The organism is Flavitalea plasmicola, assembly GCF_030546645.1.
Lineage (GTDB): Bacteria > Bacteroidota > Bacteroidia > Chitinophagales > Chitinophagaceae > Puia.
The window spans coordinates 724628-740794 of the sequence record NZ_JAUOTO010000003.1; the positions used below are offsets into that span (position 1 = coordinate 724628).

At 44.7% G+C, this 16167-nt stretch carries 14 protein-coding genes; 8 read left to right on the forward strand and 6 right to left on the reverse strand.

The features are described 5' to 3' along the window. Positions 1-5 precede the first annotated feature (5 nt). Positions 6-839, forward strand: a complete 834-nt coding sequence (locus Q4E93_RS13000; RefSeq protein WP_303585814.1) for an endonuclease/exonuclease/phosphatase family protein — start codon at positions 6-8, stop codon at positions 837-839. 80 nt (positions 840-919) lie between these two features. On the opposite strand, the gene Q4E93_RS13005 is transcribed toward Q4E93_RS13000, so the two are convergent. Then, the gene (locus tag Q4E93_RS13005) at positions 920-1621 is read right to left on the reverse strand and encodes a hypothetical protein (protein WP_303585815.1); all 702 of its coding nucleotides are present in this window, start codon (positions 1619-1621) and stop codon (positions 920-922) included. A gap of 363 nt (positions 1622-1984) precedes the next feature. On the opposite strand from Q4E93_RS13005, the gene Q4E93_RS13010 reads away from it, so the two are divergent. Beyond that, complete coding sequence (locus Q4E93_RS13010) at positions 1985-2773, forward strand: ligand-binding sensor domain-containing protein (RefSeq protein WP_303585817.1); 789 nt, start codon at positions 1985-1987, stop codon at positions 2771-2773. Between the two features lie 41 nt (positions 2774-2814). Here the strand turns inward: Q4E93_RS13010 and Q4E93_RS13015 are convergent, their stop codons facing one another. Then, the gene (locus Q4E93_RS13015; protein ID WP_303585819.1) at positions 2815-3255 is read right to left on the reverse strand and encodes a VOC family protein; all 441 of its coding nucleotides are present in this window, start codon (positions 3253-3255) and stop codon (positions 2815-2817) included. Between the two features lie 500 nt (positions 3256-3755). Between Q4E93_RS13015 and Q4E93_RS13020 the strand changes: the two genes are divergently transcribed. Then, the gene (locus Q4E93_RS13020) at positions 3756-3941 is read left to right on the forward strand and encodes a LytTR family DNA-binding domain-containing protein (RefSeq protein ID WP_303585821.1); all 186 of its coding nucleotides are present in this window, start codon (positions 3756-3758) and stop codon (positions 3939-3941) included. 29 nt (positions 3942-3970) lie between these two features. Here the strand turns inward: Q4E93_RS13020 and Q4E93_RS13025 are convergent, their stop codons facing one another. Next, a complete protein-coding gene (locus tag Q4E93_RS13025) occupies positions 3971-5044 on the reverse strand; it encodes an NAD(P)H-dependent flavin oxidoreductase (protein WP_303585822.1) in 1074 nt (357 codons plus the stop codon). 799 nt (positions 5045-5843) lie between these two features. Between Q4E93_RS13025 and tnpA the strand changes: the two genes are divergently transcribed. Genes tnpA through tnpC form a run of 3 tightly spaced genes read left to right on the forward strand, consistent with a single transcriptional unit; the run spans position 5844 to position 8029 of the window. Continuing rightward, positions 5844-6143: an IS66 family insertion sequence element accessory protein TnpA gene (gene tnpA / locus Q4E93_RS13030; protein ID WP_303585823.1), complete on the forward strand. Its 300-nt coding sequence runs from the start codon at positions 5844-5846 to the stop codon at positions 6141-6143. Then, on the forward strand, positions 6140-6508 hold the full coding sequence (gene tnpB / locus Q4E93_RS13035) for an IS66 family insertion sequence element accessory protein TnpB (RefSeq protein ID WP_303585824.1): 369 nt from the start codon (positions 6140-6142) through the stop codon (positions 6506-6508). Before tnpA ends, tnpB begins: the two co-directional genes overlap by 4 nt. A 48-nt stretch (positions 6509-6556) precedes the next feature. Continuing rightward, positions 6557-8029 carry an IS66 family transposase gene (tnpC, locus tag Q4E93_RS13040; RefSeq protein ID WP_303585826.1) on the forward strand — a complete coding sequence of 491 codons (1473 nt, stop codon included), beginning with the start codon at positions 6557-6559 and terminating at the stop codon, positions 8027-8029. A gap of 18 nt (positions 8030-8047) precedes the next feature. On the opposite strand, the gene Q4E93_RS13045 is transcribed toward tnpC, so the two are convergent. Together Q4E93_RS13045 and Q4E93_RS13050 are read right to left on the reverse strand one after the other, a co-directional pair. After that, positions 8048-8464, reverse strand: coding sequence for a hypothetical protein (locus Q4E93_RS13045; RefSeq protein ID WP_303585828.1), 417 nt, complete (start codon positions 8462-8464; stop codon positions 8048-8050). A 649-nt stretch (positions 8465-9113) separates the two neighbouring features. Beyond that, complete coding sequence (locus Q4E93_RS13050) at positions 9114-10010, reverse strand: hypothetical protein (protein ID WP_303585830.1); 897 nt, start codon at positions 10008-10010, stop codon at positions 9114-9116. Between the two features lie 620 nt (positions 10011-10630). Between Q4E93_RS13050 and Q4E93_RS13055 the strand changes: the two genes are divergently transcribed. Both Q4E93_RS13055 and Q4E93_RS13060 read left to right on the forward strand, forming a co-directional pair. Next, positions 10631-11074 carry a hypothetical protein gene (locus Q4E93_RS13055; RefSeq protein WP_303585831.1) on the forward strand — a complete coding sequence of 148 codons (444 nt, stop codon included), beginning with the start codon at positions 10631-10633 and terminating at the stop codon, positions 11072-11074. Positions 11075-11123: 49 nt separating this feature from the next. Then, entirely contained in the window at positions 11124-11342 is a 219-nt protein-coding gene (locus Q4E93_RS13060) for a DUF6140 family protein (protein WP_303585833.1), read from the forward strand. Positions 11343-11629: 287 nt separating this feature from the next. On the opposite strand, the gene Q4E93_RS13065 is transcribed toward Q4E93_RS13060, so the two are convergent. Beyond that, positions 11630-16120, reverse strand: coding sequence for an SMEK domain-containing protein (locus Q4E93_RS13065; RefSeq protein WP_303585835.1), 4491 nt, complete (start codon positions 16118-16120; stop codon positions 11630-11632). Positions 16121-16167: the final 47 nt, after the last annotated feature.

A 16167-nucleotide genomic window follows, 5' to 3' on the forward strand; every position in this document is an offset into this window, starting at 1 on the left:
GTTTAATGAAATTTAACCTGTTTCTAATCATTTTTCTGATCAGCCTGTTTTCTTGCCGCGCCCTTAACTTTTACGGGGATGCTGATAAGCCGTTGTTTAATTCCGAAAAAAAGGAAATAGCAAACACGGAACCATCTGACTCGTTGAATGTGGTAACATTTAACATTAAAAAAGCCAGGAAAATAGAATTGGCGATTTCCGAAATGAAACAGCTGGAAAAGAAAACACCGATTGATATTTATTTGTTACAGGAAATGAATGAAGGAGGTGTAGAAGCAATTGCAAGGGGGTTGAGCTTGAATTACCTGTATATCCCCATTGCGTATGACAAGTCCGATAAAAAAAATATAGGCAACGCTATTCTAACGAAAGGTACCATAGAACATCCCGAAAAATTGATATTGCCGCATGCAAAATGGCAGAACCAGCAACGGCGGTCCGTTACCATTGGTGAAGTAAATATCCATCAAAAGAAAATACTGGTGTTCAGCGTTCACACGGAAACCGTAGCAATGAGTCGGAAAATGAGAGGGGACCAGATTGACTCCGTTGTTCACTATGGTCAGCAGGAATCGTCGCACTATCAATATGTTTTGATAGGAGGGGATTTTAATACGGCTTTTCCAAAATATTCCCGGTCGGTTGTAAATAAATTCTGCAGTAATGGATTTGAGTGGCAAACATCGAAGGTTGGCAGTACCGCGAAAGCAATGATGGGGTTGGTGACACCCATAAACGACTATTTATTTTCCAGAGGATTTGTATGCGTGAACGCGTATGCGATACGGGATTCAAAATCAAGCGATCATTACCCCGTATTTGCGACTTTGCGCTATTGAAAAGAAATAAATTCCTCTGTAAAGGTCTGCTAGTATAACTTGACTATGATCCTATAAGACAAATGAGATTTGGTAGGGCGTCAGTTGTAAATTCCCTGTCTTTCCCTGCGCATTAATAGTTCTTGCCATTGAGCCAACCGGCCGAGTGTGTATCTCGTCGTCACAATCAGATTGACTAACAAACCTGAAATTTTAACCAGCCGCTGACCAACTCTTGAGGTAGTATCCAACTTTCCCTTCCCGGCGGATGCTTGTTTGACGAGGCCGCTAAATATCTCGTTCTGAGCGCACATCGTGTCGCAACTGGCTTTTAAGATAGTCATGAGAGAAGATATGCTCTTTTGGCAGGACCGTCCCCGGGATACCGGGGATGTGCCGGAGACGAGCAGATCGTTCAACGAGTTATAAAGAACAACATGAGGATTTTCTTCGGAATTAAGAAATTTCAGCAACTGAAGGACGTCCGAAGGAATGGATTTGTAATAACGGGCTGAATAAGGCTCCTTTCGAATGTCAGCGGAGAATGCTTCCAGGAGGTCTGACATGCAATAAATAAGCCGGCGGGTAGTGGCCAGATCCTCGGTCTCCAGGCCGATGATGAGTTCGTTGACTGTATGCGTTTGATCCATCTCTTTTTCAATCAATTTCCGTAGAAGTCGTCTATCTCTCTTTTGGTTCGTAAAACAGCGGACGCATAAATTTCCATGTCGCTGATCGATGACAGGCAGCGTCATCTCCTGCTCTTTGAATTGTTGAATGAATTCGATGTCTAGGCGTTGCATAATCAAAGATTTTGTCGAAGATAGGGACGGGAACGGGCGATTGACGAAGAGCTGGATCATGGATGTGCATGATATTTGGATAATAAGGATTCATTTATTATGACCAGGAACAGGCATTCTATTGACGTAGGTCATACGGAGGGTGATGCGCGTCCGGGAATAAGATATGCCCCCGTTGGGGTATTCATTTGATAGATAGACTGGAAGGGACACTTTTCGAACATTTTTGTAAAAGATTCATTGAAAACCAATGACTTCTTAAATAAGCGGTAGGCTTAGCGGGGAGAACATGGCCTTTGTAGTAACTTAAACCTATGGCAAAGCGGAGAAACAAAGAGCTAAAACCTACGATAATCCCGTGAAATGATGAAATATGCACATTTATATTCTTTGCTCCTGATGTTTATCTTTTGCTACTCCAGTAAAGGACAAACCAGAACTGACCTGCCCGTACGGAATACCAAGCCCGAAACCAAAGACGTAGTCACCAGCTACGGACCGAACACAATGGTTCGTAACATCAAGCTAGATAGAAAGGGCAACATTTGGATTGCTGCTTCAAATGGGGGCGTTTTTCGATACGATGGAAAATCTTTTACCAATATTACAAGTAAAGTTATTTCGGCCCGCTTCTGGAATGTTCTGGAAGATCGACACGGAAATCTCTGGTTCGCTTCTACAGATTCAGGTGTTTATTTTTACCATGGAAAATCCTTTCGAAATTTCACCACTAAAGTAGGACTATCGAATAATGATGTTACTACTATCATCGAAGACAAAACAGGGAAATTCTGGTTTGACACAAGGGGTAACGCCTGCTCTTATGATGGCAAAACATTTACCATATTCAAAAATAAAGATGGTAAAACCTTTAACAACGTTTGGTCCATAATCGAAGATAAAAAAGGAAACATCTGGACTAGTTCACAAACGTCCAATGGGTGGGCACTTTCCCGTTATGATGAAAAGTCTTTGACTAATGAAAAGCCAACTGTAGCCGAAATAAGATCAGAAGATGAAGTAACCAGAAGAATGATTTTCGGGATTTCAGAAGCTTCTGATGGAAGTATTTGGTTTGGCGCTTTAAACGGCGTGCATCGTTATGATGGGAATACCATTACCGACTTTAAAGATAAAGAGGTTCAGAAATAACTTCTACAGGTAACCTGTAGAAGTTAATATTCTGCTTGCAACTAAATTTGTCCGTCATAATTTGGGTCAAATTCCACAATCCATTCAATGCCGTATTTGTCTCTAAACATTCCAGCGTAGGTACCCCAGGGACTATCGCCAATGGGTCCCTCAATATTTCCGCCTGCTGATAGCCCGTTAAATATTTTGTCTGCTTCTTCACGACTTTGTGCACTAACTGATATTTTAGACCTGTTTTCGTTTTCGTTTGTCCGCCCCATAAATTCGGGAACGTCATTGGCCATTAACACATTGTGTTTGCCAATAGGCAAAGCAATGAGCATTATTTTATTCGCATCATTTTCTGCCACCGGAAATTCAGCGCTTGATAAGTCCTTAAAACGAATGATCTTTGCGAACTCTCCGCCAAAAACTGATTTGTAGAAAGTGAATGCTTCTTCTGCATTTCCGTTGAAGTTGATCCAGGGATTAATTGCTCTCATAATTTTTATTTTTATATGGCTAAATTTTTCTACTTGCTCAATAGCTGAAATCTAGCAAACCTTGTAGGAAAAATACGACATAATTCCAAAAAAAGGGAATAACCACAAAAATCAGCTTAATTCTCCCAGTTCGGAACGCGCGGAGAGGAAGAGATTACCGCTTTTGAGAGCAAGCGCTCATTGCTACCCGGAATAACAAATACTTAACCAAGTAGAGTGCTCGCCAAATGACTGCTTCTTGCAGTCGATTGAAACTTTTGCAACCGAGTGCTCAAATGGCCACGCGCATATAAACTGAGGATTAATAACGATCTTACCCGTTGATGCGTCCGCATACCCAATCTTATTTTTTATGATAATCCAAAAAAGACCGTCCGAAGGATAGTCAGGACCGTTGCCAAAAGGAAATACCTCATATAATATTTTCTCTTGCCTGTCAATTGCCACAAACCCTTTTTGAGGTATTGCAACGATTGCATAAGTTCTAAAAGTGTCAGTAAGTGGAGCAGATATTGTCGAAGTGGAATTTTATGCGGGTGCACAAATCGCACATCATAAATATGAAGTATATCAAACGATATATAAAAGGCGAGGGTGGGGTTGTCATCCTGTCGGATGGGTCTGAAGTTGAAATATCGAGAAGGGAGAAGAATGCATTTTTACAAAGAGTGAATGAGATAAAATAAATACGTGACCGATTGGACGATTGCGGCCGTCATTGCAACAACGCGGCGGTCTCTTCGACCAACGACTGCATCAGTTGCCCCGCCTTTTTATGTTTGAGCAAAGGTGAGATCTGTCCGCCCCAGAACAATACCATATCCCATTTTTCCTGGTCGAGGGCCGCCTTCCGTAGGGGAGACATGAATGTGGTTTGCAAAGGGAAGGGCAGGAAATCCTTTTCTTTGCCCGACAGATCTTTGGCTATCCTGCTGGTAATACCGCGGCCGAGCCTGCCGGTGAATGCCCTCGACAGGGTGGTATATTTCGCTGCGTCGGAAAACAGCATTTGCTTATGGATGGGCAGCGCATTTGATTCATCGCAGGCCAGGAAGGCGGTGCCGATCTGGGCTGCGTCTGCTCCCAGTGTCATGGCCGCGGCTATCCCTCGGCCATTGGCGATGCCGCCCGCGGCGATGATGGGAGTTTTTATTTTTTCTTTTATTAGCTGCAGCAGCACGAAGGTTCCGGTGATCGATGATTCGGCGGGCGCCAGAAATGATGGCCGATGACCGCCGGCTTCAAACCCCGAGGCAATGATCATGTCTACGCCGGTGGCTTCCAGGGCGATGGCTTCGTCAAGGGTAGTTGCGGCGCCGACGGTTGTGATGCCTCTCTTGCGGCATTGTTCGAGTATATCGGCGGAAAGGGTGCCGAACATAAAGCTGAAGACCTTGGGGCGGATGTCCAGGACAACCTGCAGCTGGTTTTCGAATCGCGACTTAAAAGTCGCGGGTTTTTCGGGTACGGGGATGCCTGCTTCATCAAAATATGGTTTGAATATCTTTTTCGCCAGCTCATATTGTTCATCTGTGACAACGCCGTCGGGCGCATCGGTATCCGACACCCAAAGGTTGAGGTTGTACGGTTTACTGGTGGTGGCTTTGATCTGTTTGTCCAGGTCATAAATTTCCTGCGGAGTCAGGGTATAGGCCCCGTAACCGCCCAGCCCGCCGGCATTGGATACAGTGGCCACGAGCTCCACGGATGAAAGATTGCCGCCGAAAGGCCCTTGCAGGATGGGAAATTCAATACCCAATAGTTTTGTCGTTTTTGTATCGTACCACATAGTTTTTGTTTGTTTTTTCTTCTCAAAGTAACGAAGGGGTCTTTAACCGGCAGTGTGACATACATCACAATTTAGTGATGATTATACAGCTGGCTCAATGTTTCCCGGGAGACGCCCAGGTAGCAGCGATCAATTGTTTGGGTACAAGATCGTTCAGCTGGGGATAAAGGTTCATGAGCTCTTCATAGCGGGCTTTGGCATCGTTGTTCCTAAGGGATAGCGAAGGCTACAAAATCTTCTTGTGGGTTAGTGAAAAAGGAAGGCGTCGAGACGCTTTCCGGTTGTCTTATTAATCCCGCCACCTGTTTTGTTAGCAATTTCCTGAAAAGCGTGGTGTCTTAAAAAGACACCGCATGATTTGAATTCTTTTGGATCGATTTGTAGTGGAAATAGAAAAGGGCTCACAGAATCAAGTTCTTATGAGCCCTTTTGAGTAGTAACATTCGGTAGGTTGCGGAGAGCTGGCGACAACTTTCGAACCATTTTACCAAGGACCTATTGAAAATCAACTACTTCCTGAAATACTATAATTTGTTTTAATTAGATTACAGCTTTGGCCCTCCTTCCCTTTCAAAATGTTTCAAGCAGTTCTTCAAAAGTCTTAAAGCTGGACGATATTTTGTCTGGTCTTTCAATTTTATGATAAAGATTTGGGCGATTTATAATTTCAGTCAATAGACTTGGATTATACTTCTGGCGCGTAAATATCTTACTCATTAAATCAAGAAGGGGTGTATCCCTCCGGCTAAGTACATCTTTCTGTAGCCAGATGGTTAGGCTACATTAGCTGCTAAAAGTCATGATGGAAGAAAAGAAGGAAAAAGCCGCTCGGAAGTTGCGTGGCAAGGCAGCTATCGTAAAATTAGTTCAGGAGCAAGTTCAAAGTGGTCAATCTATAAAATCGTTTTGTGACGCGCATGGCATTGCAGAAGGTACTTTTCACAACTGGAAGCAGAGATATGGGGCAGGAGTAGCCCAGGCATCCGGGGGCTTCGCAACCCTTCAGATCCTGCCGGAGCGTGGTTTATTTGCGGTGGTGGGCAGTATAAAGATCTACCAGCCGGTAAGTGCTGCTTACCTCAAAGAACTGCTGTCATGAGCAGCCTGATCATGCTGAGCGATCACCGGGCTTATCATCTTTACCGCAAAGAGACCGATATGCGTAAAGGTTTTAATCTGCTGTGCGGCATCATTGTCAATGAGTTGGGGCGAGAGGTTACTCAGGGCGATGCCTTTATCTTCATCAATAAGCCGCGTACTCACCTAAAACTGCTGGTCTATGAGCAGGGCGGCTTTACCATCTTCTATCGACGATTGGAAAAAGGCGCTTTTGAAGTACCCGTCTTTGATCTGGATGCCAAAAGTATGCAGATCACCGCCAACCAACTGCATTTTATCCTGCAAGGGATCTCCCTGCAAACGATCAAATACCGCAAAAGATATCAACACCAGATGGATAAATAGTTGATAAATAAAGTTGTGTATCCGCGTAGTGTAGGCGAACTTTCTTCTATGCAAAGCGCCGCTCCTGATTATAAACAAATGTATGAGCAATCCCAATTGCGCATCACGGCCCTGGAGCAGCAGTTACATCAGTTACAGAAGATCATCTTCGGCTCCCGGCAGGAGCGTTTTGTTGCGGCAACTACCAACGATCCGCAATTAGCGTTGGACATTCCTACGGAAGCGGTAGCAGCCGTATCAGTCACCGGCGCTCAAAAGATCAGCTATATCCGCCAAAACATTGTTGTAGAACCAAAGCCGTTGCAACATCCCGGCCGGACCAGGCTACCGGAAAGCCTGCGCCGGGAACAGATCATCATAGAACCTGATGGAGATACAAGTGCCTGCAAAAAGATGGGCGAGGAGATCACGGAGGTACTGGAATACCAGCCAGGAGAGCTGTATGTAAAGCAATACAGGCGCATTAAATATGCCCGTCCGGATAATCGTGGCGTTCTGATCGGCGAGTTGCCATCCCGACCGTTGCCAAAGGTCATAGCAGGAGAAGGCCTGCTGGCGCAGATCGTAATTGACAAATACATCGATCACCTTCCCTTGCACCGACAAATGCAACGTTTTGAACGGGTAGGCGTTAAACTCCCTTACTCCACCCTTACCGATTGGGTAAGCGATACCTGTCAGTTGATCACACCGCTGTTCAATGCACTTAAAACAGAAGTATTACAAAGCAGCTACCTGCATGCAGATGAAACTCCCATCAAGGTGATCGATAAGGATAAGAAGGGGGAGACCCACAGAGGCTTTTACTGGGTATATCAAAACAGCATTGACAAACTGGTCTTCTTCGATTACCAGGAAGGCCGTGGCCGCGAGGGACCGATGGAAATACTGGAAAACTTTAAAGGGTATCTGCAGACCGACGGGTACGTCGCGTACGATATTTTTGACAAACGCCCTGGCATCACGCTGATGCACTGTATGGCACATGCGCGGCGTATGTTCAATGAAGCATTGGAGAACGATTACGAAAGGGCCTCCTATGCCCTCAACGAGATACAAAAACTGTATGAGATCGAGCGTATCAGCAGGGAAGCCGCTCTTAACTTTGAAGAACTAAAAGTTGTCCGTAACGCTAAGGCTGCGCCAATCCTGAAAAGGATGTGGTTATGGATGCAACAGCAATATGTACATGTTCTGCCTAAAAGCGCCATTGGGAAGGCGCTCGCCTATAGCATGGAACGCTGGTCTAAATTATCACTGTATATTACCGATGGCAGGCTGAACATCGACAACAACCCAGTAGAGAACAGCATCCGGCCGGTCGCCCTGGGAAGAAAAAATTATCTGTTTGCCGGGTCTCACGAAGCAGCCAAAAGAAGCGGTATGTTATATAGCTTATTGGGCACCTGCAAAATGCACGGCATCGAACCGTATGGATGGCTGAAAGAAGTGCTTCAACGCATAGCTGATCATCCTATCAACAAAATACACGACCTGCTCCCGCACCGCTACAAGACCTAACCCACTTCGCAGCTATTTCTAAGAAAACACCGTGTACTTCGCCGGAGGGATACGAAGGGGTGAGCTTTTTTCAGAAATTAAATGGACTTCTCCGTCGTCATGGCTTGTCAACTTAATTCGGTGATTAACAATAATAGTCAAGTCATTACACGGGAAACTGCCATTTTCAACAAGCGGGATTGCTGTATTTAAGAACTCCTGAACGGTCCTGCTGGCTTTAATGATTTCAGTCTTTTGATAAATTCGGTGCCGCTCTGAAAAAAAACCAGTTACTTCGATAGGGGTGTTTGAAGGCAGTTCTCTTAATACTAATATCGATGATTGTTCAAGTAGATAAAAACTGTCATGCCCTTCAGAAGTCCGACAATATCTTAATACGGTAAGATCACAAATTTCGTTTAATGATCTAAAGACGGCATCCTCAAAGTTGCTCATGCAGGGAAAATTTTGTTGTTGTATATAATTGAAACTTACTTTGGATGCCAATCTGCTATTACATTTTTATATTGGTCCGGCAACAGATTAATTGCATTTTCAACTGTGTCATAAGTCCCATCTTGAACTGTTTCCCAATTTTTATCACAACTAAAGCGATAAATGCCTCCTGAACCGTCATATTTACAGATTGCCAGACCAAATATTTGCTCCCTTTCTGAACTGCCGTCTGTGGGAACAAATCCGAATGGTTGATGTCCGGACCAAGCTCATTTAATAACTTCAGCTCCGTCTATATATGAAGGTGGTTTTACAACTAAAATTTAAATAAAGATATTGAACGCGCCTTGTTTTGGCAAATTAGGGGTGGAATTTTAAGTAGGGAAAGCCTCATTTTCCGTTTGTAAGATCCCGACGATTTAGGCCCAGCTTGGGTTAGATTTTCTAAATAGAAAAAGCCTTCAGATTGACTTTGCCTGAAGGCTTTTTTGATGCATTTTCCATGGATTCCCGTGGATTTCGATGGATTCCGTTGGATTCCCATGACTTGCGGAGAGCTGGCGACAACTTTCGAACCTGTTTGCGGATAATTTGGGTAGAGTTATGTCGTTTATTGATCAATATTGCTGGAAAAGTCAAAATAGGTCATTTAACCGATAAACCGTTTTTGGCTGTTTTCCCCGTTTTCTGGAACATATGTTTTCATAATAGGTTGTACGGTCTCGCCATTATCAAAAGGGGATTTCAAGCCAAAGCTTGACCATCCAGAACTCCAGATAAGTATCATTTCTTTCCAATAAGGAATATCTTTTTGTGATGCGTCGGCGAAGGATGAAGCCAGAATAGTTTTCAAGTCCTTGCCAAATTCGATAAAGTTGCATTGAGCTTCCTTGTCGTAAATCACTTCAAGAAGATTTAAATGGCTACGAAGCTCGTTGAGCAGATAAATCCGCAAATCCCATCCATAAACGATGATGTCTGAACCATATACGGAGAGCGCCGGGCGATCAGTAAGATTGGGTTCGCTCACCAAAAACCGGTGGGATGTTAAGGGGACCAACCGGGGCGCATTGTTCAACCAATTGGTGAAAATGCGTTCCTTATCTTCATCGGATGCAGGTCTATTTCCCCAGGATTTCAACCAAATACCGTTGGGACCCAGCACATCTTGTAAAATAGTCCGGTAAGGCCAATCCAACCTTGATCTGATTTCGGATTCATCTTCCAGCCAGTTATAAAAAAAAGGTCTTTTTTCGATGGTAGGCTTACCACCTTCAAATTGAGGTTCTTGTTCAATTTCTTCCTTTCTATCGATAGTGTGTAATATCTTCAAGAACTCCCGATGTTCGGGCATAAAATTGACGCCATATTTTTGTTCAATAGCATTGATCTCATCCTCTGTTAGCGGTACCCACTTGGCTCCATAGGCCCAGGTCTCTGGTATAAAATCATCCGAAGAATATAGAGGACCTTTACTCCAAAAGGATTCAGTCGTTTCTTTTACCCAATGAAAAAAGTCTTTGTAGTTTTCAGGTATTCGTAGCATGATGGGGTATAGTTTTGCTCATTCACTTCGAAAAATAAGAAATATAAACACGATTTAGGCCCAGCTTGGGCCAGATTTTCTAAATAGAAAAAGCCTTCAGATTGATTGTCTGAAGGCTTTTTGATGCATTTTTCCGTGGGTTCCGTTGGATTCCAGTGGATTTCGATGGATTCCAGTGGATTCCCATGTTGGCGGAGAGAGAGGTTCCCCACCCCTTCCGTAAATAACTTTATAATCAATTAGTTATATGCCTTGTCAAAAATCACTCACTGAATCACTCAATCCCGTTTTCGGGTGCGCAAATTCTGCTGTAAATATACGATAATTTAAAATTGCTGGTAAGATTTGGATATGCTTTGTCGAAACTGACGGAAACTCTCTAAAAGGATGCTTAAAGAACAGATCGAAGACGTTAAATAATCAAAGTAGGAGCTTGGAAAAAATAGTCCTTTCATTCTCACCATTGGAAAATCCCAGTGATGAGCCATTTCAACAAACGAGTCGCTCTATTGGGAATGGCTTTGGTTAATTGAATTTCAGGTGTTTTCACGGTTGCGTATGTCTTGAAAAGTTCTTATGTTCAATCCTAATATCCAATACTTATACATTAAAAATGTAATATGCAAAGAAGGCTTTTTGCTCTTTGGGGTCTTGCTGGAACCGGAAAAACAACAACCTTAAAATTAATAGCCAGGGAGATTTTACACCAATTTCCAGCAGCTTCAGCAAATATTAGTTTAGATCCAATTCCAAATGGAGATATTGACAAGATTATAATTGTAATTGGAAGTATCAAGATTGGTATAACGACGAAAGGGGACCCAAATTCAGACCTTGATAAAAGATTACAGTTTCTAATTGATGAAGATTGCATAATTGTTTTGTGCGCAACGCGAACAAGCGGCGCAACTGTTGGAATCGTTGAGGCATTTGAACGGGCAAACAATTTTCGTGCAACATGGGTAACAAATTATCAAAGCGGTTTTGACGATGAAAGGGCTTTCCTAAATCAAAGGTCGGCCCATGATCTTGTCCAATTAATTCGCACGATGTCCAGAATTTAATAAATGCAGGCTTCGTGAAAATATCAACTATAACTAGCAAAAAACAAATATGCCACTTTTTAGAGCAACAATTAAATCAACAAAAGTTGTAAACGGCGTCAGGCTTGAAAAGGGAATGAGTGTTGATTTTCCTTCATCATATGGAAGTCCTCTAAGCATGAATGGCGGAAAAGAAGTTATTGAAGCCTTTCGAAGGAAATATGGTGTTGATATTAAAAAGGCGAACGCAGTTTCATCATCATACATTGAAGTAGTGAAAATTAATTGACGACATGCCGTGCGGATAATGATCTAACTATGGCGGTCAAGAAGGTACATAGGAAGCCTTGAAAGCGAGCAAGCGAGATCAAATGCGAACAGCTTGGAGCGTTTAAATAACGTGATAAGTCTGGAGAGACAAGTTAATTTATGCTTCGGTTAATATTCATGTCGGCTACAATATTGAATTTTATTGTTGCTGCAAACTGAGATCTACCGGGTATCTTCCTGTTTTTCCATTTTGATGACGAGGTGCCCGAATTTTTGCTCTATCGAATGCATGCCTGCACCAGGCGGCTAAAAGATCTCTTTAAGTCGTACGGTAAGCTCAACCGCTTCCGGCCAACCCGAGTCGGCAAAATGGTCCAGGATAATCACGATGTTGCTGAAATTTTCCTTTTCCAGGAGGAGGTCGGGATAATCTGCCAATATTCGTTCTGTTAGTCGGATTATGGCCTGTAGGGAACTTGGACTATAAGTGAGGTTGTTTTTCGCGGAATAGGTAATGGTGGCGGCGATGAGATCAAGGATGTACTGCGGATCTTGGTCGAAAAAGAATTCCAGTACATGAAGAAAATGATACCCCGTATGGCCCACCATAAATCCGGAACCGACCGATCCAGACCCGCTTACTACCAGCGAAAAAAGGGGCTTAAGAAGCAAGTACAACGCTGCTTCTCGTTTGGGATCCAGGGGCGATTTCTTCGAATGGTGTCTTCCCAGAACAATGCCGTAATACAACTGGGTGATCACGTTGTCGATCGGCTCAATGTCGTCTGCGGTTAAGCTGGCGATGCTTCTCGTGCCGATGGCATCGAATTGCGCTTGCAGGATGTTCAACAGCAATTGGAAACAATTTTTGTTAAGGCCTGAATCGTCCTCATAGGTGTTGGTCTCCTCGTATGGGTCGATAAAAGTAGTGATGACAAAAATGAGAGAAGACAAAAATTCCTTCTGTCCGAAGCTCTTATGCAGTAACTCGTCTGCCACAGGGCTGTTGAAGCTATTATAGAGTCGCAAAAGCAATGTCGCATAAACTTGAAACAAATCGTTTAGTCGAGCTCCTATTTTAGCAATTACGCCGCGGTAGGCGGAGAGGGCCAACTGCTCCACTCCTTGCTGATTAGCGGCAATAATGTCGCTGTAAGCAATTGTTTGTAGCAGGAGCTGGAGACTTAGCGAGTTCTCCTCAATAAGGATTTGGGTGGTTACAATGTTCCAAAAGGTCGGTTTGTCCTCTTTCCAAAAATGGAGTAGCGCGTGAAGCGCCAGGAAGCGGATATTTTCATTATTGTCACTAACCAAGCCAACCAGTTTTCTACTGATAGCGCCAGACGGGTCTGTACCGACGAGATGTAATAGGGTTTCAACTGAATACATTCGTGGGGCGGGCGAATAGCCCTGCGGCCCGCCAGTAAGACTTCCTTTTTGATAGGTCATTGTCTGGTAAACAAGCGCATCGATAAAGAATTGGGACACTTTTTCTGACAGCGCCCGAGCATCGGGCGTTAATTCGGATGGGCTGAGTGAAATGAACTTCGTGAAGCGACTTACTTCAAAATCAGCATCGAAAAACGCTTCGTTATCAATGACGGATTCAAGCCTGAACTTGAATAAATTTTGTGCCGTTGGAAGATGGGGTAGATAATCTGCCTGTTTGGGCTCCTTTTCTCGGTTTCCTTCAAGGCTGTCATTAAATGACTTTAGATGGGCAATGTCTTCCATAATGGTTGCCGGCAATAATACCGCTTTTTCGTCGACTGGCCAGGCGGGTGGTCCCTGAACGTTTGCTTCTTTTGCTACGGTACCGGTGGGACGAGCGGGCTCTTCCTTCTCCCGTGGAGCGAAGCAAGCCAGCAATGCCGCCTTTATTTTTTCAATCATGTCTGCGCCTCTTGCCGGGTAATCGCTTGCCTGGATAGATTCCACCACTGCCTGAAGAGCGCGTTTGTCGGAACCCGCCAGCCAGGGATACGCTGATTTCAGCAAGTCAAGCGCATCTGAGTGGGTTTCCTCGAAAAGCAGCAGCTTCTTTTCGGACAATAGGACAACCGCTTCCTTCTTGAGGGTGCGGATATTTTTTGAAACAAACTTAAGCAACTCTTTCCAGAGGCTGGCGGCTTCAAATTTGGCAATCATTATGGTGATCGTACTTCGGAGAAGGGCTGTCTTTTTTTTGTCTGCTACGGCTTGTAGATAATTGATCAGGTTAGTGGCAAAGGATTCTTCGTCGTTTTTCTTATCATATGCATTGACGTACCTAAAGTAATCCGGCGAAATTCTGGATTTTATACCATCCACCTGGATTGAAGTAGACTTGGGACCGTGTTGGTACACTTCCCGCCGAATAAAGTAGGTATTGACGATTTCGATGCCTAACGGCAAAAAAACTTTCGGATGCTTTTCCAATAGGGTCGGGAAAAGTCTCTCGAGCGCGTATCGGTTGCTTTGAAAATCCTGACCTCGGTTGCTCTTGAGTGTCAGGGCAACATCGCTGTTGAAATAGGTAGGCGTTTCGCTATTTTCGACATGCGCATAGATCGCTTTGAATATCTTCCCCGCCAATGGAGCGTCGACATCGGAAATATGATCGAAGTGTTTAACCAGGTGGAAGAATATTGAAATGGGGAACTCCGGTTCTGCCAGTATCTCCAATACTTTACTAAGCATTTCCGTTGCCACCTTTTTGTTGTATTCCATTGTCAGGCAAAAAATGGCAATGCCCCAGTGGCCGGCGTTCCGGTCGATGTGCGCCTTGCTGGTGGCGACCTTTCGCCGCTTGAGGACAAACCCTAAAAAGTTGGCGGAAGCTGTTGCCATCCCTTTTAGCAGCCGGGTCTTCTTTCTTGCCGTTGCTTGATCTATGGCCTTGTGTATTAGAAAGCCCACCTCCCAGACATAGATGTCGTCCAGTTGTCCGGATACGTCCTGCAGCAGAAAGTACACTTTCCCGGGGACCTCGTCTTTGTACATGAACCGTATGGCTTCCAGGATCTTCCAGAGTGTTTTGACCTTTTCGGCTACCGGCACCTTTGCCAATGGCAAAAGGATATCCTCCGGTGATTGATACAATTCCGCAATCACAAAATTGAGAATGCTCTGGCGGAACAGCCGAAACCGGGGGGTATCGATCTGCCGTATTTTTTCATACTGCTTCCAAAACAGGTCCCGGTTTATCCGCCATGCCCGCCCAAAGAAGTAGAGGTAGGCGGACCTGAAAAGAAACCAGTGCATTTCGTTTTCCTCCAACTCTCGGACCAGTTCGGCGGGCCTTTCGGGGATGATGTACAGCGAGATTGCATAGTCGAGCAGGATATTATGGGCAAAGGAGAGGTTGAGTCCGGAACTAGATTCGCTTAGTACGCCGCTACTTACCAAATCATCCATAACATCGGCGTGCGCCTCCTGGGCTATTTCGATCTTCTTGCACGCCAACGTTAACCTGGCCGACAGTAGTTGTGTCAACCGTTGTACAAAAGTGGTGTTGGCGGTATTTACCCGCACTTTCTTTCTCCAATAAATCTCCAGCAGTTGCTCTTCGGTTTCTACCGATTCAAGTGTTTTTTTACCTTTTTTGTTGCTATGGCGTACTAGGTCGTAGAAGATGGTGAGAAAATAGGGTATCCGGAGTATTTGCCGGAGTGACGCCGTGCCCTTGTCGAAGGTATTGACTACCCGCTTTCTCTTCAATACTTTCCTGATCTCGTCTGTCTCCAGCAGGGACAGTTGAAAATTCCGGCAACTGACTTGCCGCCTTGGGTCGCTTGCCGGGAATAGCTCCAACAGGCGCGTGGATTTTGATGCATCGTATATCCGGGCACTGACCAAGATATTCCATTGGTCCTTTAGTGTCTCGATTGCCCGTTGGATGTGTTTGAGGATTGCACTTTTCAGTAGGGGATCCTTTGCGGCGTCGAACGCATCAAAGATAAGAAGCGGGCGGGGTTCCTGCGTGGTGATGGGGAGTTGAGCCAGCGCCGTCAGCCAGTCACCGGTGGCGTGGAACTCTTCGGTGATGGCGCTATCACTCCCCGATGTCAATTTATCGATGCGAACGATATAACAGCGCCCCTTCTTCGACCGGTATTTTCGCTGCAGCTCCTGCGTTAGGTAACTCTTGCCTTCCCCTGGGCCGCCAACTAGCAAACCATTGCCGGCCTGCGTAAAGGCATACAAGTCGTTTAGTAACCGATCCCGGCGGATATCCAAGCCATCGGCGGATTTCTCTGTCAGTCTGGGTTTCCCGATCATAGAGAGGCCGGCGCCTGGAGTTGCCTGCAAGATAATCTTTGGTGCAAATTCATCTTGGAGGATCTTGTTGATGGGCTCCAACTGGGAAGCGATGGTATTCTCTCTGAAAATCTCCGCTATGAGCTTGGGCAGGTCCCAAGCGTCAAAGGTAAACCCCGGGAACTTTTCGGACGTTAGTACTTTTGGGCTGACGTGGTCGGAAATGAAAAGGATCTTAAACGCCTTTGCCTCGTTTGCTTTGGTTCTTTTCTTAAACGATTTAATGGATATTTTCTTTTTGGCGCTGTGCTTTTGGTTGGAGGTTACTTGAATATATATCCCTTTGTCGGCATCTTCCAGATCAAAGGAATCATGATTTTGAGTTCTCCTATTGGCATTGACCAGATTCCAGGGGAAGGCTTTGTTCAAAAGAGCACAAAAAATATCCTCTGCGTGAACGCCTGCATCGGTGAGGTTGAGGGAGTTTTTTGTCTTTATTAATTCAGCTAATGTAAACAGGTGGGTGGTGATATTGATCGTATACAGTTGGGTATTCATACTAAGATTTAACGGTTCGATGGAACTGTAAGCTCCCCTCAATTCCG